Origin of the sequence: Frankia torreyi (assembly GCF_000948395.1) — a bacterium.
Classification (GTDB): domain Bacteria; phylum Actinomycetota; class Actinomycetes; order Frankiales; family Frankiaceae; genus Frankia; species Frankia torreyi.
In genome coordinates this window covers 1-21,371 of the sequence record NZ_JYFN01000090.1, presented here as the reverse complement: position 1 = coordinate 21,371, position 21,371 = coordinate 1, and the positions used below count along the sequence as shown (strand labels likewise).

At 70.9% G+C, this 21,371-nt stretch carries 15 protein-coding genes; 12 read left to right on the top strand and 3 right to left on the bottom strand.

Translation table 11 applies throughout. From position 1 onward, the window contains the following. The first annotated feature begins 464 nt into the window (after positions 1 to 464). Positions 465 to 824: a MerR family transcriptional regulator gene (locus FF36_RS29380; RefSeq protein ID WP_044888463.1), complete on the top strand. Its 360-nt coding sequence runs from the start codon at positions 465 to 467 to the stop codon at positions 822 to 824. 96 nt (positions 825 to 920) lie between these two features. Here the strand turns inward: FF36_RS29380 and FF36_RS29375 are convergent, their stop codons facing one another. Continuing rightward, the gene (locus FF36_RS29375; protein WP_044888462.1) at positions 921 to 1,892 is read right to left on the bottom strand and encodes an aldo/keto reductase; all 972 of its coding nucleotides are present in this window, start codon (positions 1,890 to 1,892) and stop codon (positions 921 to 923) included. 149 nt (positions 1,893 to 2,041) lie between these two features. Between FF36_RS29375 and FF36_RS29370 the strand changes: the two genes are divergently transcribed. Further along, on the top strand, positions 2,042 to 2,917 hold the full coding sequence (locus tag FF36_RS29370; RefSeq protein ID WP_044888461.1) for an SAM-dependent methyltransferase: 876 nt from the start codon (positions 2,042 to 2,044) through the stop codon (positions 2,915 to 2,917). Here the strand turns inward: FF36_RS29370 and FF36_RS35155 are convergent. Beyond that, on the bottom strand, positions 2,890 to 3,498 hold the full coding sequence (locus tag FF36_RS35155) for an effector-associated domain EAD1-containing protein (RefSeq protein ID WP_128423426.1): 609 nt from the start codon (positions 3,496 to 3,498) through the stop codon (positions 2,890 to 2,892). The genes FF36_RS29370 and FF36_RS35155 overlap by 28 nt on opposite strands. 193 nt (positions 3,499 to 3,691) lie before the next feature. On the opposite strand from FF36_RS35155, the gene FF36_RS29360 reads away from it, so the two are divergent. Beyond that, on the top strand, positions 3,692 to 4,735 hold the full coding sequence (locus tag FF36_RS29360) for an NAD(P)-dependent oxidoreductase (protein ID WP_082122334.1): 1,044 nt from the start codon (positions 3,692 to 3,694) through the stop codon (positions 4,733 to 4,735). A 38-nt stretch (positions 4,736 to 4,773) separates the two neighbouring features. Here FF36_RS29360 and eccCa read toward each other — a convergent pair whose 3' ends face one another. Continuing rightward, positions 4,774 to 8,832, bottom strand: a complete 4,059-nt coding sequence (eccCa, locus tag FF36_RS29355) for a type VII secretion protein EccCa (protein WP_242422977.1) — start codon at positions 8,830 to 8,832, stop codon at positions 4,774 to 4,776. A gap of 40 nt (positions 8,833 to 8,872) precedes the next feature. Here eccCa and eccD point away from each other — a divergent pair, with 40 nt between their 5' ends. The 9 genes from eccD to FF36_RS36550 all read left to right on the top strand — a co-directional run. After that, entirely contained in the window at positions 8,873 to 10,348 is a 1,476-nt protein-coding gene (gene eccD / locus FF36_RS29350) for a type VII secretion integral membrane protein EccD (RefSeq protein ID WP_044888458.1), read from the top strand. Between the two features lies 1 nt (position 10,349). Next, a complete protein-coding gene (gene eccB, locus FF36_RS29345; RefSeq protein WP_044888457.1) occupies positions 10,350 to 11,735 on the top strand; it encodes a type VII secretion protein EccB in 1,386 nt (461 codons plus the stop codon). A 68-nt stretch (positions 11,736 to 11,803) separates the two neighbouring features. After that, the gene (locus FF36_RS29340; protein WP_044888456.1) at positions 11,804 to 12,118 is read left to right on the top strand and encodes a WXG100 family type VII secretion target; all 315 of its coding nucleotides are present in this window, start codon (positions 11,804 to 11,806) and stop codon (positions 12,116 to 12,118) included. A gap of 60 nt (positions 12,119 to 12,178) precedes the next feature. Then, the gene (locus FF36_RS29335; RefSeq protein ID WP_044888455.1) at positions 12,179 to 12,475 is read left to right on the top strand and encodes a WXG100 family type VII secretion target; all 297 of its coding nucleotides are present in this window, start codon (positions 12,179 to 12,181) and stop codon (positions 12,473 to 12,475) included. Positions 12,476 to 12,665: 190 nt separating this feature from the next. Continuing rightward, a complete protein-coding gene (locus FF36_RS29330) occupies positions 12,666 to 13,088 on the top strand; it encodes a hypothetical protein (RefSeq protein ID WP_044888454.1) in 423 nt (140 codons plus the stop codon). 2 nt (positions 13,089 to 13,090) lie between these two features. Continuing rightward, positions 13,091 to 16,216, top strand: a complete 3,126-nt coding sequence (locus FF36_RS31890) for a hypothetical protein (RefSeq protein ID WP_052681589.1) — start codon at positions 13,091 to 13,093, stop codon at positions 16,214 to 16,216. A 155-nt stretch (positions 16,217 to 16,371) separates the two neighbouring features. Then, complete coding sequence (locus FF36_RS29320; RefSeq protein ID WP_044888453.1) at positions 16,372 to 16,815, top strand: YbaB/EbfC family nucleoid-associated protein; 444 nt, start codon at positions 16,372 to 16,374, stop codon at positions 16,813 to 16,815. An 8-nt stretch (positions 16,816 to 16,823) separates the two neighbouring features. Beyond that, a complete protein-coding gene (locus tag FF36_RS29315; RefSeq protein WP_236706420.1) occupies positions 16,824 to 17,153 on the top strand; it encodes a hypothetical protein in 330 nt (109 codons plus the stop codon). Positions 17,154 to 21,117: 3,964 nt separating this feature from the next. After that, positions 21,118 to 21,371, top strand: a 254-nt coding sequence (locus tag FF36_RS36550; RefSeq protein ID WP_206778495.1) for a hypothetical protein, incomplete at both ends; no start/stop codon positions are given.

Sequence of the window (21,371 nt, the reverse complement as noted above, 5' to 3'; positions counted from 1 at the left end):
AGGTCGTCGTCGAAAACCATGGGTCGACGGTAGAACAACACACCCCGGATGTCGAACACATGTTCGTACGCTGTGAGCGGAGACGACACGGGAACAAGCCGTCACCCGGTCGAACCGCCTGGCCGCATCCACCCTCCTCACATTGATCACTAAGCGACGTAGTCGCAGGTGGACCATGCATGACGAGGGTTACTGACCCGCGGCCGGCCGGCACCGGCGTTTCCATCGTCATCGGACGGCGTTCGTCGGGTGCCGGTCGAGGGGCGGGGAGGCATCGGGTTCGGTCGCCGGCTCGGTCGTCGGGGGCCTGCGGCGGTCCGCGCAAGGAGCCTGCTCTCGGCGACGCGAGGAGTCGGCGACGCGAGGAGCACGATCACCTTGGCGGTCCCGCCGCCGACCCGGCCGTGCGGGCCGTGATGCGTACATTTGGTAAGACGTCGGGTGCGCACTGTTGAGGTGGGTGGATGCAGATCGGTGAGCTGGCGCGCGTGACCGGTACCACCCCGCGCGCGTTGCGGTACTACGAGGAGCAGGGCCTGCTGCGGTCGAGCCGCACCAGCGCCGGCTATCGCGTGTACGACGACGCCGCCGTCACCACCGTCGGCACCATCCGGTCCCTGCTCGCCAGCGGGTTCACCGTGGATGACGTCCGGTCCCTGCTCCCGCTGCTCGACCATCCGCTGCCGGAGCGGTTCCAGGCCAGGCCCGCCTGTGCCGACGCGCTCGCGGTGGCCGCCCGACGGCTGAGCATGTTGGAGGAACGCATCGCCGACCTCACCGTGCTTCGTGACCGCCTGGCCCACCGACTCGACCCCACCCGCTGACGCCCCACCCGCTGACGCCCCACCCGCTGACGCCCCGCTGGTTGACCTACCGCTGGTGGAGGACCCGCTGGTGGAGGACCCGCCGACCGGACCTGGTCAGCGGTTGATGGTCGTCATGTCGGCGTAGCGGTCGCCGGCCGGCGGTTCGATCGCGTCGAGCCGGGCGAGCTGGTCGGGGGTGAGGACGAGCGCGTCCGCGGCCACGTTCTCCTCCAGCCGGCTGACCCGCTTCGTGCCCGGGATCGGCGCGAGGTCGTCGCCCTGGGCGAGCAGCCAGGCCAGCGCCACCTGCGCCGGGGTCGCCCCGGCCTCGCCGGCGACGGCCTCCACCTCGGCGACGATCCGCAGGTTCTGCGCCAGCGCCTCGGCGGCGAAGCGGGGGTTGCCGCCGCGGAAGTCGCCGGCCTCGAGCTGGTCCGCCGAGCGGATCTGGCCGGTCAGGAACCCGCGGCCGAGCGGGGAGTAGGGGACGAAACCGATGCCGAGCTCGCGCAGCAGCGGCAGGATCTCCGCCTCCGGCTCCCGCGACCACAGCGAGTACTCGGTCTGCAGGGCCGTGATCGGATGGGTCGCATGCGCCCGCCGGATCGTCTCGACGCCGGCCTCGGACAGGCCGATGTGGCGGATCTTGCCCTCGGCGACCAGCTCGCCGAGCGCGCCGACGGTGTCCTCGATCGGCGTGTCCGGGTCCACCCGGTGCTGGTAGTAGAGGTCGACATGCTCCACCCCGAGGCGGCGCAGCGACCCCTCGAGCGCGGCCCGCAGGCTCGCCGGCGAGCTGTCCAGACCGGGCCGGTCGCCGTCGCGGTGCGAGATCAGCCCGAACTTGGTCGCCAGCACCACCTCGTCACGCCGCCCGGCGATCGCCCGGCCGACCAGCTCCTCGTTGCGGTACGGGCCGTAGATCTCCGCGGTGTCCAGGAAGGTGACGCCGAGGTCCAGCGCCCGGTGGATCGTCCGGATCGACTCGGCGTCGTCCGCGCCGGCGCCGGCGTAGTACGCCGACATCCCCATCGCGCCGAGACCGAGGCGGGAGACGTCCAGTCCGGCCAGTGACACATGCTGCATGCGCCGTGATCCAATCCGAGTGGGGCGGGATGGGCCGGGTGCTGCACCCGCAGCCAGGCTAGTCCGTCGATCGCCGGATTCCCCGGTGGCCCGCGTCGGAGCGTGAGAGACCCCGGCAGTTAGGGTGATACGAGGGAATCGCCGAAGGTGTGAGGGGGCTGGCCGCGGTGACGGATGCGGGCGAGCGGGACCTGGCGGGCGGGCAGTGGTGGCAGAGTCTCGTCGAGGAGCGCAACCCGGTGGATCTGAAGACCGACCAGCCGCATTCGGCTCGGATGTACGACTACTTCCTCGGCGGGAAGGACAACTTTCCCGCCGACCGGGAGGCGGCCGAGCAGTCGCTCGCCGCGTTCCCGAACCTGCGGGTCGTCGCCCGGGAGAACCGGGCGTTCCTGGCCCGGACGGTCCGTTACCTGGCCGGTGAGGTCGGGATCCGGCAGTTCCTCGACATCGGCACCGGGATCCCCACCTCGCCGAACCTGCACGAGATCGCCCAGGGCATCGCCCCCGACGCGCGCGTGGTATACGCGGACAACGACCCGATCGTCCTCACCCACGCCCGCGCGCTGCTCACCGGCACCTCCCAGGGCGCCACGGCGTACCTCGACGTCGACGTCCGCGACGTCGAGAGCATCCTGAGCTCGGCGGAGCTGCGCGACACCCTCGACGTGACGAAACCGGTCGCGCTGTCGCTCATCGCGCTGTTCCACTTCGTGCCCGACTCCGACGACCCCTACGGCATCGTCCGCCGCCTCGTCGACGCGCTCCCCGCCGGCAGCTACCTCGCCCTCTCCCACGTCACCGCCGACGAGGACCCGGGGTGGGAGCAGGTCGCCGAGACCTACCGCAGCCGCGGCATCCCCCTGCAGCCGCGCACCCGCGAACAGGTCGCGCGCTTCTTCGACGGTCTGGAGCTGGTCGAGCCGGGGGTGCAGGTTGTTCACCGCTGGCGCCCCGACGGCACCGCCACCGGGCTGAGCGACCTGGAGGTCAGCAACTACGGTGCGGTCGGCAGAAAGGTCTGACGGGCGCGGCGGCGCCGCACAGCCCGGCGGGGACGGGCGCGGGTAAGGATGCCCCGGTCTCGTTCATTCGAAAAAGAAGCAGTGCCAACTGGGTGGTGGTGCTGAGAAGCTGGGCGCCGCGTTCGTGTCTTACCCGACCCGCCCTCCCCGGTGACGAGGCCGACGCTGAAGATCTCCTCCACACACCATGACTCCAGATCGTGGAGAAGACCGTCGCGGCCCAGGTACGGCACCACGCCGAAGCGAGGCTGCAGCAGCCAGACCTCGGGCGCGCCCGGCCGCAACTGTCGATAGGGCGGATCGAGCGGCGACCGAGGATGCCCGGGAGGTCGTGGGGACACCTCGCGCGCTGTCGCCAACAGCAGCGCTCGGCCGTCATGCAGAATGCCGTCGCCCAACCGCTGGCTGACGGCGTTGAAGAACTCGGCTGCGTCTTCCGGCTGCCAGGACGGTATGCGTCCGACGGGAAATCCTGCCGTCCTCAGAAGCCGCACCGCCGCATCGCGTTCGGGAAACCGTGCGGCCAGTTCAGCAATCTCGTCGAAGGTCAGCGGCTCCGCGTCAGGCTGCTCGTCAGCCACCCGCCACCCGCCCGTGCCCCGCCATCTCCCCAGTGTCTCGTGGGCCGTCTGCCGAGGCGCGGCTGGCTGCGGCGACAGCGCCGGCGACAGCGAAAGAGCCGGCCTCCGCGTCCGTGTCGGACAGCTCGGCCCATACCGACAGGCCAGGTGCGTCCACCGCGCTGCCGGCGTCCGCCGGGTCCACCATGGGCAGGTGGCGACAACGACAGCCAGTACGCCCGGCGCGGGGTCCGCGCAGGAGCCGGACGTCGCGACCGTGCCGGCGCCCGTCGACGCGGAGGCGAGACCGGTCGGCTTCGTCGGGCTCGGGACGATGGGCCAGCCGATGGCGATGAACCTCGCCGCGTCGGGTCGGCCGCTGGTGGTGTGGAACCGCACGCCGGACCGTAGCGGGCCGCTGGTGGCGGCCGGGGCCAGTGCGACCGACGACGCCGCCGAGGTGTTCGCGCGCTGCCGCGTCGTCATCGTCATGCTCGCCGGCCCGGAGGCCGTCGACGCGGTGCTCGACCGCGCCGGCCCGACCTTCCCGGCCCGGCTGCGGGACCACACGCTCGTCCAGATGGGAACGACCTCGCCCGCCTACTCGCGGGCCCTCGCCGCCGACGTCCGCGCCGTGGGCGGTCGCTTCGTCGAGGCGCCGGTGTCCGGGTCGCGCGGGCCCGCCGAGGCCGGCCGGCTCGTGGGCATGCTCGCCGGCGACCCGGCCGACGTCGCCGACGTGCGACCGCTGCTCGCCCCGATGTGCCATGACCTGGTGGACTGCGGGCCCGTTCCCCGGGCGATGTCGACGAAGCTCGCCGTCAACCTGTTCCTGGTCACGCTGGTGACGGGCCTCGCGGAGGCGGTGCACTTCGCCCGGCGCAACGACGTCGACCTCGGCGTGCTCGGCCGGGTGCTGGCCGCGGGCCCGATGGCCAGCGACGTCTCCCGGGCGAAGCTGCCGAAGCTCGTCGAGCGCGACTTCACCGTCCAGGCGGGCATCCCGGACGTGCTGGAGATCATCCAGTTGATCACGCAGGCGGCCCGGGCCGCCGGTATCGCCTCACCCCTGACGGACGTCTGCGAGGCGCTCTACGGCGAGACCCTGGCGCAGGGCCGTGCCGCCGCCGACATGGTCGCCGTCCTCACGGCCCTCGAATCCCGCAGCGACTCCGCCTCCGGCCTGGGCTCCGCCTCCGGCTTGGACTCCGCCTCCGGCCTGGACTCCGGCAACGGCGCCGGGTCGACCCGCGGCTGATCGCCCAACCCGCCTGCCGACCGGCGACCCGCGTTGGATCAGCGCGGGGGCGATCCGGCCGCACTGCCGGCGGCGCTGTTCTCGGCGACGAAGCCGGTCTGGATCAGCCGGCTGCCCCGCCGGGTGCACAGCAGCGCCCGCCCGGGCGGCAGGACCCGTGGTTTGACCCCGCCGAGCAGCGGCCCCTCGCTGCGCGGGCAGGACAGCGCGAGGTCGGGGGTGTTGAGCTCCTGCAGCCGGCGCAGCAGCGGGTCCATCGCCATGCGCATCAGCCCGGCCGCGGCCCGGCCGGCGACGACGTGCAGTCCGATGTCGCCGCCCTGCGGCAGCAGCGGCACGAACGCGGTCAGCGGGTTGTCCGAGCCGGTCAGCAGGTCGTAGTCGTCGATGAGCACGAACAGCAGCGGCCCGGACCACCAGTCGCGTCGCCGAAGCTGCTCCGGGGAGACGTCCGGGCCGGGCATCCGCGGGGTGAGGCCGGCGACGGCGTCGCGGGCTGTCGCCTTGGTGCTGTCCGGCGACACCGAGTAGCCCAGCCGGTAGGCGTCGGGGATGTCGTCGAAGAGTCGCCGACGGTAGTCGACCGCCATGATCCGCGCCTGCGCCGGGGTGAACCGGCTGGTGATCGCCCGCGCCACCAGCCGCAGCAGGTTGGTCTTGCCACTCTCGTTGTCCCCGAGCAGGGTGAGGTGCGGCAGCTGGCGGAAGTCGTGAAAGACGGGTTCCAACCGGCTCTCGTCGACGCCGAGGGCGACCCGCAGCGCCCCGTCGGGGGGCGGCAACTGCTCCACCGGCAGGACGGCGGGCAGCGTGCGCACCGGCCGCGCCTTCGGGCCGGGCCAGCCGTCCACCACCGCGGAGACCAGATGGCGGGTGCCGTGCGCCAGGTCGTCGACCGAGCCGGCGCCGTCGATCCTCGGCAGGGCCGCGATGAAGTGCAGCTTGGTGTCGGTCAGCCCGCGTCCGGGCAGTTTCGGCACGGCCGCGGCCGCCCGCAGGTCGATCCCGGACTCCACCGGGTCGCCGAGCCGCAGCTCCAGCCGGGACCCGATCTTGTCCCGCATCGTGTGGTAGATCTCCGACCACCGCCCGGCCGTCAGCAGGATGTGCAGGCCGTAGTTCAGCCCCCGGGAGGCGATCTCGCGGGCGTCGGTCTCCGCCGCCTCGAACTCCTGGCGCAGGGTGGACCAGCCGTCGACGACGAGGAACAGATCGCCGAACTCCTCCGCCGGCACCCGGCCGGCCGCGATCAGCTCCCGGTAGGCGACCATCCCGGACACCCCGAGCTCGGCGAAGCGCCGCTCCCGGTCGCTGAGCAGGGCGACCATCTCCGCGACGGTCCGGTTCACCCGGTCCGGGTCGTGCCGGCCGGTGACTCCGCCGACGTGCGGCAGGTCCGCGATGCTTGCCAGCGAGCCGCCGCCGAAGTCGAGGCAGAAGAACTGCACCTGCCGCGGCGAATGGGTCAGGGCGAGGCCGGCGATCACGGATCGCAGCAGGGTGCTCTTGCCGCTCTGCGGCCCGCCGGCGATGCCGAGATGGCCGCCGACGCCGCCGAAGTCGACCGTGAGCAGGTCGCGGACCTGCTCGAACGGCTTGTCGATCATCCCTACCGGCACCGTCAGCAGCCCGTCCGCGCCGACGTCGACGGGCCGCAGCCCGTGCTCCGGGTCGGGCAGCAGCGGCGGCAGGACCTGGTCCAGGGTCGGCGGCTGCTCCAGCGGCGGCAACCAGACGCGGTGCGCCGGCGGCCCCTGGTCGACCAGCCGGTCGACCAGCACCTCCAGTACGGTGCTGGCGGTGGCGTCGGCGTTGTCGGCCTCGTCGGTGTCGGCGGGAGCGTCGGCCTCGCGGATGACGACCGGGACGTGCTCGGTGCCGTACGGCACGACCTGGCTCTCGATGACGTCCTGGTCGACGCGGGTCGAGCGCAGCCGGTACGGCCCGGAGACGTAGGCCGCCTTGAACCGGGTGATCGTCGCGACGTCGGAACGCAGGTAGCCGTTGCCGGGTGCGGCGGGCAGCTCGTAGGCGTCCGGGACGCCGATGACGGACCGGGACTCCATCGCGGAGAAGGTCCGCAGGCTCACCCGGTACGACAGGTGGCCCTCGAGCTGGTGGATGCGGCCGTCGTCCAGGCGCTGGGAGGCCAGCAGCAGATGGACGGCCAGTGACCGGCCGAGCCTGCCGATCATCACGAACAGCTCGATGAAGTCGGTGTGCGCGGCGATCAGTTCGCTGAACTCGTCGACGATGACGAACAGGGTGGGCAGCGGGGCCAGCGGCGCGCCCTGCGCGCGGGCCTGCTCGTAGTCCCGAACCGAGCTGAAGTTGCCGGCGCGGCGCAGCAGCTCCTGACGACGGACCAGCTCGCCGCGCAGCGCGTCGCGCATCCGGTCCACCAGCGCGGCCTCGTCGGCGAGGTTGGTGATGGTCGCGGACACGTGCGGCAGCCGGTCCAGCCCGGCGAAGGTCGCGCCGCCCTTGAAGTCGACCAGCACGAAGTTCAACGTCTCCGACGAGTGCGTCGCCGCCAGCGCCAGCACGAGGGTGCGCAGCAGCTCGCTCTTGCCCGAACCGGTCGCGCCGATCAGCATCCCGTGCGGCCCCATGCCGTCCTCGGCGGACTCCTTGATGTCCAGCTCGATGGGCGAGCCGTCGGCGGCGACGCCGATGGGCACCCGCAGCCGCTCGGACCCGTGCCGGGTCGGCCAGACGGTCCTCGGATCGAACCGCTCCAGATCGCCGAGACCGAGCAGGTCCGGCAGGTCGAGGTTGGCGCTCAGCCCGTCGGGGGCCTGCTCGGCGCTCTCGCCGGCGCTGTGCCGGGCCATCAGCCGGGCCAGCATCGCCATCCGGACCCGGGACAGCACGTCCGGGGTGGCCAGGCGGGTCCGGACCTCCCGACCGACCCGGTCGACCTCGACGATGTCCATCGTGTCGGCGGCGACGTCGAGATGCAGCAGGTGCCGGGCGTTGCCGCCGGCGCCGTTGTGCTCGAAGTCGACGAGGACGGCGTTGCGGTAGCCGGAGACGAGGAACCGGGATCCGGGCGAGATCCGGCCACCGTCGCTGACCACGACGACGAACGGTTCGGTTCGGGAGGGTGCCGCGCCGGTCTCGAACCGGGCCCGCTCCCCGAAGCTCTGCCCCAGCAACCGCTCGACGTCCTCCAGCGACTCCCCGAACAGCCGCACCGGGCCGGCCGCGTCACGGTCGGTGGGGTGCTGGGCGTGCGGCAGCCACTTGACCCAGCTCCACTCCTCGCGCCGCGCCGCCGCGGCGCAGACGGCGATCCGCACCTCGTCCGGGGCGTGGAAGGTGGCCATGTGGGCGAGCAGCGCCCGCACCATGCCCAGTGACATCTCGCGGTCGCCGTCCACCTGAATGCGGGCGAACCCGCGGATGAACAGGGCGACCGGCTGGCCGGGGACCGTCGTGTAGGCGCGGGTGAACCGCCGCAGCGCCTTCGCCGACACCGGCTCCAGATCCTCCACCGGGCTGGTCTGCAGCGGGGTGATCCGCACGGCGAGCCGCTGCGATCCGGTCCCGACGCGGATCTCGCCGAAGTCCGGGTGGGTCGGGCGGCGTTCCCACAACCGGCTGGTCATGGCGAGCGACCACAGCGACTCCGGGTCCGGGTGGCGCCAGGCCAGTGCCGAGCGCTGCTTCTCCGCGTAGCCCCGGACCTGGCGGCGGGTGCGGGAGAGGTAGCGCAGGTAGTCGCGGCGCTCGCCGCCGACCTTGTGCTTGCGGTCGCCGGACTGCGTCAGGACCTGGCCGAGACCCATCGTGGCCATGCCGGCGCCCATCATCGCCATCATCGTCAGGCCCATGGGCCCGGACGCCGAGCGGCCGATGTAGAAGTACATCATCCCGCCCGACATCAGGGCCATCGGAACCACCATCAGCAGCACCCGCATGCCCGCGCTCTGCACCTCGGGGACGGTGGGCGGCTCCTGAAGCGTGATCTCGCCGTGCGGCATCTCCGGGCCGGTACGGCGGGCGGGGCGGCGGAAGGCGACCGTGGCCATGTCCGCTACACGCCCCCGCTGCACCGTCGGGTTGAACCGATGGGCGGGTGTGTCCTGGATCACAGAAGTGAACCGGCATGGATGAGCCTGTCGTGCCGGAGACATGGCACAGAGCAGCGCGGCGGAGGTCTGCCGTCTTCTCGTCATCGGGCCGACCAGCCGGGTCGATCTGTCCGTGCCCACGCACGTGCCCCTGACCGACCTGATGCCGGCGCTGCTGCGCAGTCTCGGCCCCGATCTCGCCGATCGCGGGTTGGAACACAGCGGCTGGGTGGTGCAGCGGCTCGGCTCGCCCCCGCTGGACGAGGACCTCAGCGTCGCCGAGCACGAGCTGCTCGACGGCGACACCGTCCACGTCCGCCCGCGTTCGGACCAGATCCCGCCGCTGGACTTCGACGACCTGATCGATGGCATCTCCACCGGGATCAGCGCGCGCTCGGGTCTGTGGCGGCCGCGGACCACCCACGCGGTGTCGGCGTTGGCGCTGGTGGTGTGGTTGCTGGTGGCGCTCGCGGTGCCGGTGCTGGCCGGTCCGCACGTCCCCACCCCGGCTGCTGGCGCCCGGGGCGCCCACGGCACCACCGACGCCGGCGGCGACGCGTTCGGCCGGCCCGTGACGGTGGGCGTCGTCGCGATGCTGCTGTTCGTCGCCATGGTGGTGTCGGGCCGGGGGCAGCGGGATCGCGCGGTGACCGCGCTCCTCGGCGGTGCGGTGGTGGCCTTCGCCGTGGAGGCGGTGGTTCTCCAGGTCGCCGATGCCGACGCCGGAGCGGGCGCCGGCGCCCGCCTGCCCGAGATGCTGCTGGCCGGCGCGGGAGTCGCCGTACTCGCGAGCCTGCTGGTGCTGGTCGTGGCGTCCGGGCGCGGCACACTTCTGCCGGTCGGTCTCGCGGTCGCGGCCATGGCGCTGGCCGCCGCCGTGGCCGGTGAGCTGAGTTCCGCCGCCGGCCTGGACTGGACCCAGGTGGCGGCAGTGATGGCGCTGCTCTGCGTGGCGGCCCGCCCCGCGGTGCCGATGGCCTCGTTCAAGCTCGCCGGGCTGACACTGCCGCCGCTGCCGGTCGAACCGGAGGACCTGCAGGACGACATCGACCCCGAGCCCGGGGCGGAACTGCTGGCCCGCACGGCCCGGGCCGACCGCTTCATGACCGCCCTGCACGCGGCCAGCGGGGTCGTGTCGACCGTCGCGGTGCTCCGGCTGGCGCTCGCGCCCGGCTGGCTGCCGGCGGCGGTGGCCCTCCTCGTCGGGTTCGCGCAGGTGCTCGCCGCCCGCCCGATGACGAGTACCTGGCACCGTCTGGCGTTGGGACTGCCCGCCGGCGCGGGTCTGGTCGCCGTCGTCCTGTCCCTGCCCGGGCGGTCGGGCGGGCTCGGTGGCGGCGCGGCCCTGCCGATGGTGCTGGCGCTGCTGCTGGCGACCGTTGCCGCGGCCTGCGCGTACGTGCTTCCGCGTCGCCGGTTGACGCCGATCTGGGGGCGGCTCGGCGACTGGGGGCACGCCACGGCCCTGGCGGTCTCGGTACCACTGGTGGTCGGGATGCTCGGCGGAATCGGGTTCATCCGTTCGGTGGTCGGCTGAGATGCGCTCCCGACGAGACCAGGTCAACGCGCACAACTACATGGTGTTCCGGTTGACCGGGGCGCTCGTCCGGGCCGAACCGGACATCCTGGAGTCACCGACCCGCCGGGACCTGCGCGGGCTGGTCACCGGGGGCGTGGCGGCGATCCTGCTGCTGGCGGTGGTCGCGATCTGGGCGCTGATCTCCGCGCGGGGGTCGACGGCCTGGCGTAAACCCGGCGCTCTGATTATGGAAAAGTCGAGCGGGAGCCGGTTCCTGCTGGTCGACGGCGCGCTGCGGCCGGTGCGCAACATCGCCTCGGCCCGGCTGCTGACGGGCCAGGCCGTCACGCCGGTGGTGGTGCCGCGATCCCGGCTGGCCGGAGTGCCGCGCGGCGCTCCCCTCGGGCTCGCGAACGCACCGGACACCCTGCCCGACCCCAGCCACCTCAACGACGGCGTGTGGCGGCTGTGCGCCGGTCCCGGCACCGGCGGGGGGCCGGCCGGGGAAACGGCTGCCGTCGCGGCGCCGTCCATGGTCCTCGACGTCGGCGTCGCTGCGGCGAAGCCCCGGATCGGTGCCGACGTGGGGCTGCTGGTCTCGTCCGACGGGCAGGAGCACCTGCTCTGGCGGGGGCAACGGTTGCTGCTGGCCCGCCCCTGGGCCGCGGACGTGCTGGGCTTCGGCGCGATCATCCCCACCGCCGTTCCCCGGACGTGGCTGGACCTGGTGCCGCCCGGGCCGGATCTGGCCCCGGTGGCCGTGCCGGACGCCGGGACGCCCGGGCCGCCGATCGGGGGTCAGGCCACCCGGCGGGGCGAGCTGTTCGCGGTGACGACGGCGACCGGATCGGTCGCCCACTACATCCTGCTGGCGTCCGGGTTGACCGCGTTGAGCCCGACCCAGTTCGCCCTGGCTCGGGGCGAGGCGGGCGACGCACCGGAGCACCAGCTCACCCCGGGGGACCTCGCCACCGCGGCGCGGGTCGCGATGACGGCGCCGCAGAACACGCTGCCGCCGACGCCGCCGCAGATCCGGCTGCTGTCCCCGCGCGAGTCGGTCTGCGTCGAGTCCTCGCCGGACCCGGCCGGCTCGGCGTTCGACGTCGTGGTGACGACGGTGCACGCGGCCGCGGGCCGGCGGACCTCCGGCGCCACCGCCATCGGAGTCACCGCGGGTGGCGGCGCCCTGGTCGTGCCCCGGCTGCTGCCACGGGACAGCTCGGCGACGGAGGTGGCCAGGCAGCCGGGCGTGCTGGTCGACGGCAGCGGGATGGCCTACCCGGCGACCGGGGATGCGATCAAGGCCCTCGGCTACGCGCCCGAACAGGCCGTCGCCGCCCCGTGGAAGTTGGTGGCGCTCCTGCCCACGGGACCGTCGCTGACGACGCCGGGACGGGGGGGATGACCGGAAGTCGTGGGCCAGAAGACCACCGAGATCAGTGATGTCCACGTCCGAACCAGGAGGGCACGTCCATGCCAGATCAGAGTCTCGTCGCAGATGAAGCCACCACCATTGCCATGATCAAAGCCTTCGACCTCTGCCAGGACGAGTGCAACAACATCCAGCAGACGATCGACGGCGCCAGTTCCATGCTCTTCTCGACGTGGGGTGGTGTCGCGGCCGCCAAGTACCGCGACGCCATCGCCGGCTGGCAGAACGGCTTCAACGAGGTCCGGCAGGCGCTGAACCTGCTGAACGAATCGATGGTCAGCTACGCGAAGACCACGACCAGCACCGAGGACGACGCCCTGATGATCGGTTCGAGCTGGGCCCAGGGCCTCACCTGACGCGCAGCCGGCCGATTTCCAACCCAGCCCGAATCCGGAATCCGGAGGAACGAGGAGAACATGGCCACCTATCAGTTCAGCCCGAACGGCGCCCTCGACACCGCCGACGAGCTCCAGTTCGTCACCAAGAAGCTCGAGGAGTCGCTGGCCGATCTCACGACGAAGGTGCAGCTGTTCATCCAGGCCAACGCGGGTGCCGCCCCGGAGAACTACACGCTGGCACAGCAGCAGTGGAACAAGGGCCAGCAGGACATGGAGCTGTCCCTCGCGGTGGGCCGGCAGAAGCTCGAGGAGATCCACAACCAGTACCTGCTGGGTGACAGGAAGGGCGCGAGCGTCTTCGGCTCGCTGCTGTGACGGTGCGCGTCACGCCGGACACCCGCAGATCTCCTCGTCGCGTACGCGGCCGGTAACCAGATTCTTCTCGTGCTCGGTGGCCGACCGGATCCCGCTCGGACCACTACCGGTGTGACGGGTCGCGCGGGCCGGTCGGGCCGCTGCTCTCTTGGTAGGACACAAAAACCGAGGCGAACGACAGGAGAGACCATTGGGCACCGAGTTCACGATCAAGATTGACGAGCCGACCCTCCAGCGGCTCCGAACCGAGTACGGCGACCTGCTCGATGACATGGATACGCGGCTGGCCGACTACCAGTGGGACAGCGGTGAGACCTACTCCGACCTGACCCTGGGCGATCAGTTTCCCCTGAGCCTGGGGGGCGCGGACTTCACCCAGGCCGTGAAGCTGGCCAAGGACCTGGACAAGGTGCGCAAGAACCTCACCGGCCGGTTCGACACGGTGTACTCGAACGCCTCGAACCTGTACTGGGGCCTGCAGTCGCTGCTCGAAGACTCGGACGCGGTCGAGCATCTGAACTCGATGACGGCCGACGAGTTCGAGCAGTTCATTCCCACGGAGACGACCCAGGGCCCGGGCGACGGCCCGACCAACAACCCCAAAGGGAACTGACCGTGGCTGCTACCGGGCCGATCGAGGACATCCTCCAGACCATCCTCGGGTACACCGTCGGCGCCGCCGACGGCGGCCTCAACCTTGCCACCGGCCCGGGTGACAACAACTCACCCACCCAGAACACGAACACCAAGCGCGTCGCCGACAATCTGCGGCCGAGCACCATCGGGAGCGCCGGCGGCGCGCCCTGGCTGATTCCCGAGGAGCGCGAGGAGCACTACCACACCTCGGGGAGCTGGAAGCCGAAGTTCAAGCAGGGGGCGGTCACCTTCTGGCGCTGGATGTCCAGCGACTCGATGAGCAACGCGGAGCAGTTGACCGTGTGGGTCGGGAAGAAGGACGACTCCTCGTCGGCGAACCGCAACTCCCTGACGCCCGCGGGCGCCGCGGACAGCAATCCGTTGATGGACGTCCGGGCGGCCTGGACCGCGGTGTTCAAGGACATTCCGCAGATTGCCGGTCCGCGCACGCCGTTCGATCCGGCCACGCTGCGTGGGGTCAATGTGGCCCTGCAGCGTGTCGGGGAGTGGGCCCAGGCCATCTTCGAGGATCTGGACAACGACGTCTCCCGGCTGGACACGAAGGTCGAGAATTTCGACGGTTCGGCGGCCGCGGCCTTCCGGGATCAGGTCAATGCGGCCAGGCGCGGTGTACAGGGTGTCCTCGACCAGATCAAGAGATGGTCCGATCCGCTGGGGCAGGCCGTCACCAGCGCGGTGAACTTCGTGAACCAGCTCGCCCTGGACAACGCCTACTGGAACGGGCAGAACGGCCAGGGAGAGACGCGGGGTCCGATCGGTGGGCCGCCCGGCGTCTGGCCGGATCCCTTCGCGCTGATCGTCCAGATGTTCGACCAGTCCACGGTGTACAGCACCTATGGCACCGACCCGAACTACAACCATTCCGGCGGATTGTGGGAGACCGGCCGGATCCGCGGCGAGCTCGGCGAGTACGAGTACGACCTGTGGCGGGAGATGTACATTCGCTTTCCTGACTGGAGTGGCGTCGCCGGGGACTTCGCGGTGCTCCGGCAGCCGTCCTGGTTCGATGCCGACCGGGCGCTTCGGGCTGCATGGGCGAAGAAGGTGCAGGACAGCTTCGCGCCATCCCTGGGCCTGGCCCAGGACATGATGGACAAGTTCGCCGCCGCGGCCTCCGCGGTCAAACTGACCAAGATGCCGCCGGTCCAGCACACCCCCCACCACAGCCCGGATAACGCCAATACGCAGTTCAATCCCGAAGATCTTGAAAAGTATTTGAATGGGCTTAACAACAACCTAAATAACGGCCTCAATGATCTGAACAACAATCTGAACAGTCTGAACGACGGCCTGAACCACGATCTGAACGACCTGAACAACGACCTGAACAAGAACCTGAACGGCCTGAACGACAACCTGAACGGTCTGAACAACGACCTGAACAAGAATTTGAACGGTCTGAACAACGACCTGAACAACAACCTGAACGGTCTGAACGACGGTCTCAACAAGAACCTTAACGGCCTGGGTGACGGGTTGAACGGCCTGAACAAAAACCTGGGTAACGGGCTGAACGGGCTGGGTGACGGTCTGAATGGGCTGGGTAACGGCCTGAACGGCCTGGGTAACGATCTGGGTGGCGGGCTGAATGGCCTGAACGACAACCTGGGCAACGGTCTGAACGGACTGGGTAACGGTCTGAACGATCTGGGTGGCGGGCTGAATGGCCTGAACGACAACCTGGGCAACGGTCTGAACGGCCTGGGTAATGGTCTGAACGATCTGGGTGGCGGGCTGAATGGCCTGAACGACAACCTGGGTAACGGCCTGAACGGGCCGGGGGGAGACCTGTCCGGCGTGGTCGGCGGGCCCGGTGCCCTCGCCGGGCTGAACAACCCGAACGGCCCGAACAGCGTCACCGGTGGCGGGCTGAACGGCCTGGGCGACGGCCAGAACCTTGGCGGTCTCAACGCCTCCGGACCGCAGACGCTGGGCGACCTCAGCCCCCAGCAGCTCAGCACACTTCAGCAGGCCGGGCAGCTCGACGGCGTGCCGTTGACCCCGGAGCAGTCGGCGGCGCTGGAGCGGGCGGGTCTCGGCGCTCCCGGCGCCCACACCCTCGGCGACCTCAGCCCCGAGCAGCTCCAGGAACTGCAGCGAGACGGCCTGCTGAACGACGTTCCGCTCACCTCGCAGAATCTGCAGACGCTGGGTGACGCCGGCCTGCTCGGAGCGACCAACGGCACGCCGCACACCCTGGGCGATCTCAGCCCGGCGCAACTGGCCGAGCTCGGCTCCTCCGGGGCGCTCGACAACGTGCCCGTCACCGACGCGCAGCTCAACCAGCTACGTCAGGACGGACTGCTCGGCCCCAACGCGACCGGCCTCCATTCACTCGGGGACCTCAGTCCGGCCCAGCTCGCCGACCTGCAGCAACACGGACTGCTGGACTCGGTGCCGGTGACCCCGGGCGAGTTGGACACGTTGCGTCAGGCGGGTCTGCTCAGCCCCCAGGCCACGACCGGGGCCGGCATGAGCGATCTGTCGCTCAACCCGGGCTCCGTCGGCGGCATCGGGTCCAGCGACAACGGCCTGCTCAACCCGTCCGATCTGACTGGTCAACAGACGCCGAGAACGTTCTTCCCCACCCCCGTCGACGGGCTGGACGTGAGTACCCCCGATCCGCACGCCCTCGCCGCCGGCACGGGAGTGCAGGTCGGGAACATCGGGCAGCCGATGGCCCGGGCCCTTCCCGGAGCCGGCGGCGGCTTCGGGACGGCGGGCGTCACGCTGCCGGGTTCGCAGCCGCTCGTGACGGGCGACAGCTCCATCCTCGGCCGGGACGGCACCAGCGGACTGAACGGCTCGGGGGGTGCCAACGGTTCGGCCATGTCCGGCGGGATGCCGTTCATGCCGATGGGCGGAATGGGCGGACTCGGTGGCGGCGGCCAGGGCCAGCAGCCCAAGGAACGTCAGCGCAACACGTGGCTCACGGAGGACGAGGACGTGTGGGGCACGGAACCCGAATGTGCGCCGGCCGTCGTCGGCCGCGGCGACGGCCCCGCCGACGGCGAGCCCGACCGTCCCGCCAGCCCGGTGCTGGTGCCGCCCACGCCGGATCGCAGGACCCGCCGTGGGCGTTGACCTCCCCGGCACCCGCTGAGCCAGCGTGGCCCGCCTCGAGGCGGCGAAGGCGCCCCCCCGGGGCGGGCCACGCGCGGTGTCTGGACATGGGTCGCGCAAGGACCCCGGTAGGACGCGATGACCCCGACAGGAAAGGGACAGGAAGGGGAGACGTGATGGCGATGTTCGACGAGCACCAGTTGGAAGCCGCGATGGCCGAGCTGGCGCACACCGAGGAGGTCACGGAACGGATCCGGCGGCGGGGCGAGGAGACGACCTACCGGACGACCGACAAGAACAAGCTGCTCTCGGTGACCGTGGGCGGGCGAGGCGAGATTCGTGATCTCACCTTCCGCGGCGACGGCTACCGGGACCTCGCCCCGGCCGAACTGGCCGATCTGCTGGTGAAGACGATCGAGCGGGCCCGCAAGGAGGTCCGTCGGCAGGTCCTGGCCGGCGCGCAGGAGCTGATGCTGGAACTGCCGTCCCCCGTGGGCAACCTGGCCGAGGTCGACTCGGCGGAGAGCCTCGTGGACGAGCTCCTGCGGATGTTCACCCGGAACATGCCCGACGACGGTCGTGAGCTGGCTCCGCCCGAGGGAAACGGGCTGTGGCGATGAGTGACGGCGTGATCAGGCACGACGGCGACGAGATCGCGCAGAAGGTGCCGGCGCTCGGCGCCTTTCGCCAGCACGTGACCGATCTGGGGGGTGAGCTGGCCGACACCCTCGGCCGGAACAAGTTCGCCGACGGCGCGAAGGACGAGGTGTCGCTCTACGCGCAGGAGACGTTCCAACAGCTGATGGACGCCTTCGGGAAGATCTACGGGGCGCTCGGGGAGGCGATCGGACTGCAGGGCGACCGGCTGTCCGTCGTACGCCAGATCGGTGACAACACCGAGGGCGAGACGACCGAGCAGGCCGGCAACTGGCAGTCTCCGGGCGGCCACCACGGCTGACAGCACGGCTGACAGCACTGAGGGCCCAGCGGGACAGGCCGCCGCGCGCGGCGGCCCTGCGCGGGCGTTGTCCTGATCGGCGCCGGGTCGGGGAGGTGAACGGATGTCCAAGTCGATGGACGAGGCCATCTATGTCTTCACCGGCATGCGCCTGCCCGGCGCCGATCCGAAGAAGATGTGGGCCCTGGCCGACGATCTGGACCACTTGGGCGACGTCGTTCTCAACACGTTGTCACCGGAGTTGACAAAGATCGTCCGCGCGGTCCAGACCTCCGTGCACGGTCAGGCCGGACGGCGGTTCACCGCCCAGACACTGCCGTTCGTCATCAGTGACCCGAAGCTCCTGCTCCAGGCCGGCATGCTGCTGAAGTCCGCGGCCACGCTGCTACGCAGCCAGGCACTGCAGGTGGACTACAGCCGCAAGCAGGGCTTCGTCATGTTCATCTTCATGCAGATCCAGCTCGCGATTGCGGCTATCGAGGCCGCGCTCGGGGACGAGGCAGATGCGGAAGCCCGCATCATCCAGACCCGGACGATCATCCAGCGCGTCCTGTCCAAGGAATCGGCCAAGACGGTCGGCGAGATCGGCGCGATGCAGATGCTGTTCATGCCCGGCTCGTCGATCGTGGCCCAGGCGTGGCAGATCCTGGCCGGCAAGCGGAGCGGCCTGGACGGCGGCGAGATCGGGCATATGGTCGAGTACGGATTCGCCGCCGCCGCCTTCTCCATCCTCTCGCTGCCCGGCATGAAGTCCGGGATGGGCAAGCTGGACCAGTGGCTGAAAAACGCGGGCCTCACGAACGGCCTCAAGAACCCGCTCGCCGGACTGGCCGTCGCGACTCTTGTCTCCGGATTGACGGAAACCGGCGGCGGGATCTTCGCCAGCGGCGTGGTGGATGGTCAGTGGGGACTCTCCTCCGTCATCGACGACCTGATCTCCGGCGCCGTCGAGGGCAGCACGGAGCATGCGGCCCACCTGTTCGGTAAGGGGGTGCGTGGCGGGGGCAAGGGAGCCCACATCAATCCGGAAATCGCCGCGCTTCTGAACAAGCTGAATCTCAACAACGGCGGCCCCGGACCGGCGGACTCGGGTCCCAACCTGAACCCGGCCGACGGGTCCGACGACGACGGCAGCGATGACGGCCCCGGCGTCGGCCATGACAAGGGCGGTCCGTCTGCCGGCATGACCGGACCGGCCGACGGGGCGGACTCGCATCTGCCCCCCGCCGGTCCGCTCGACGGTCCCCCGGAGCACACGCCGAGCCTGCACAACGTCGACCTGGACCCGTTCTCGGATTCCGATTCAGACCTGTCGAGCGTGTCGGACCTGTCGAGCGTGTCGCACCTGCCAGACCTGCCGGACCTGCCAGTCTTGCCAGACCTGTCGGACTCGTCGAGCCTGTCAGACCATTCGGACTCGGACTCTCTTTTCAGCCAGGCCTCGGACGGCTCCACCAACACCGACCTGAGCGACCTGGACCTGACGTCGATCTCCGACCTGGTCGGGCCCGAGCTGCACGGGCCGAACCTGAAACCGCACCTGCCGGATCTGGATGCGGCGGGGTTCGACGGCCTGGCAGAGTTCGACGACCATTTTGTCGCTCCGTCGCGGGTGCCCGACCTCCACCTGTCCGACGACCGGGTGCCGGACAGCCAACCCCGGAACAGCCAGCCTCTGGACAGCCAACCCCGGAACAGCCGGCCTCTGAACAGCCAGCCCCTGGACATCCATCGGCCGGACGGCTGGACCGCGGACACCCCGGACAGGTTCGCCGGGCCGCTGTCCGATGCTCCCTCGGCGATCAGGTCCGAAGCGCCCGCGCCCCCCGTCCCCGCGTCGACCAGTCCGCTGGTGTCGACTGACCCGCTCGTGTCGACTGCCCCCACGGGACAGGTCGAATTCTCGGGTCCAGGTCTGAATGTCCCCGCTCCCCAGCCCGCGGTCGGTCTCGGTCGTGGTCACGATGCCGTCATCGCGCCGATCGATAGCCCGCAGCACGTCGAACCGCTGGTGTCGGTCGATGAGATCCCGCCGCGGCCGACGCCGGCGCCGGCCGGTCCGCTCTCGGCCACCTCGCCCCTGATCCCCGCCGAGGGCGCCACGCCTCCGCGGACACCCGCCCTGCTGCCGAGCCACCAGGCGTCCGCGGACTCGGACCTCGACGTGGTGGCGCCCGACCCGCGCGTGGGGTCCACGACACCTCCCGACCTGCGTGACCGGAGCACCGGCGAGGCATTGACGCTCATGCGGCCTGGGCCGGTTCCGCCGTCGGTCGGTGGCGCGGGACCGTCGGAGTCGGCGCTCGGGAGCTGGGCTGTATCCCAGCTCGATCCCGCGCCCAGCAACATCCCCGCACCCGCACCCGCACCCGCTCCGGCGCCGCTGGTGCCGCAGGGCCCGCCGGCTGCTGCGTTGTCGCCTGCTGCGTTGTCGCCTCCGACGTCGCCGGTTCCGCCGGTGGGTGGGCGGCCGCCCGCGGTGCCGACGCCTCCGGCTGCCTCGGGGCCGCCCGTCGTGGGTTCGGACACGCCCGGCGGATCGCGCACGGTTCCGGCCCCGTCGCCGGAAATCCGGCATCCCCTTCCCCCGGAGCAGACCTCCTTCCCCGATGGCGCCTCCCCGGGCGCGCCGGCGACACCGGCCCCCACGCCTCCGCCTGCCAGCGACTCTCCAGAAGATCACCCGGAATTGCCCGATCCGGGCGCCGCCGGGTCGGCCGGCGAGCTTCCGGATTCCGCGGCGCCGGACGAACCCGCGGTCACCCCGGCTCCCGGGTCCGACTCGCCGCCGTCGTCCGCCGCTCCGATGAGCCCGCTGCCACCGGCCACGGACGATGCGCCGCCGTTGGCCCCGACTCCAGCCGCGGACCTGCCCGCCACCTATCCCGGGATGGTCGACGAGATCCTTCCGGTGCCGGCGGGGCAGGAAGCCATTCCGGGGCAACAGACGGAACTCGAGCCGCTGCGCCCGGTGGGTGCCGAGCATGATCTCCTGGACTGGGTGCGCATTGATCTACGGCACCGTCCGGCGGGTCGGGAGATCGGTGACAGCGAGATCCTGCGGGTCTACCGTGATCTGCGGTCCCAGATGGCGAACCGGTGGAGGGTGACGAAGGACCTCGCCGTCGATGTGGCCTCGCTCCTGCGAGGCGAGGAGATCGGACGGCTGCGCGGGGGGGCCCCGGGTTACGCTGCCGAACCGAATCCCGCAACGTGGGCCGATCCGCCCGATATCACTACTGCGGGAGCGTCCCAGCAGGCCGACCAGTGGCGCGGCGTCCGCCTGGAGCTGGACGTCCCGGAAGGCGTCCGCTCGTTCACCAATACCGACCTGAGCGCGAATCAACGACAGAGTCTGAACCGCTTCGCTGAACAGATTGTCGCCGACGCCGCGCGGCGGGCTCGCGACGGGCTTCCACCGCTCACCGTCCACCTGGAAGGCGGGGGCAACGGCAGAACCGTCGGCTACAGACGCGCGGTCAGAAGCGGACAGCTTCGCGCCGACTCGGCCTGGCGAGTGCTCGCGCCCGTTGTGGCCACCCGTCTGGTGCAGATGGGCCTACAGCCCAACGCGGTCACCTACCAGACGCACACTCGAGGTGCTCAGCCGGCGGGCGCCGCGCCTCCGGCCCCAAGGCTCGGCTCCGGCGGAGGTCGGTCGAATCCGCCCGCGGATGTGAGCCAGCAGCACCGTCAGATAGTGGGATGGCTGACCGAGAGCACCGCCGCGACCCCCGCAGTGATTCCCGCGGTGGCGCCGCGTGGCCCGGAGCCTCAGGCTGACGGGCAATCCCCCCCGACCGTGGAATCTGCCCCACCACCCGCCGGGGTGCCGGCACCGGTCGATCCCGCTCCGCCCGCGGATTCTGCTCCGCCCGCGGATTCCGCTCCGCTGGTGGGTGGTGATGTGCGGCCGGTTGGCAATTTGGATCATGAGTTTGCTCCTGCGGTGGAGCCGAAGGGNGTGAAGGACTGGGAGCTTGACAAGGATGGTCGGCTTCGGGTCAACCCGTTGTGGAGCAGGTTGGAGGATTTCTCGCCCAAGCATTTGGAGGCGAGTCCGGCGGGGGCGTTGTGGCAGTTCGCGGTGGGTGTGGACGGTCAGGTTTTTGTGGGTAGTGAGTCGGTGACGTCGATTGTTTCGGCGGCGGAGTTGGATGAGTTGTTTGCCTGGATGTCTCCGCATAATCCGGGGTTGACGCGGGATCAGTTGGAGAG

Bases quoted from the DNA above. Each gene is read 5' to 3' on its own strand.
- FF36_RS29380 (WP_044888463.1), top strand. From the start codon at position 465: ATGCAGATCGGTGAGCTGGCGCGCGTGACCGGTACCACCCCGCGCGCG.
- eccD (WP_044888458.1), top strand. From the start codon at position 8,873: ATGGCACAGAGCAGCGCGGCGGAGGTCTGCCGTCTTCTCGTCATCGGG.
- FF36_RS29320 (WP_044888453.1), top strand. From the start codon at position 16,372: ATGGCGATGTTCGACGAGCACCAGTTGGAAGCCGCGATGGCCGAGCTG.
- FF36_RS29335 (WP_044888455.1), top strand. From the start codon at position 12,179: ATGGCCACCTATCAGTTCAGCCCGAACGGCGCCCTCGACACCGCCGAC.
- FF36_RS29375 (WP_044888462.1), bottom strand. From the start codon at position 1,892: ATGCAGCATGTGTCACTGGCCGGACTGGACGTCTCCCGCCTCGGTCTC.
- FF36_RS29340 (WP_044888456.1), top strand. From the start codon at position 11,804: ATGCCAGATCAGAGTCTCGTCGCAGATGAAGCCACCACCATTGCCATG.
- eccB (WP_044888457.1), top strand. From the start codon at position 10,350: ATGCGCTCCCGACGAGACCAGGTCAACGCGCACAACTACATGGTGTTC.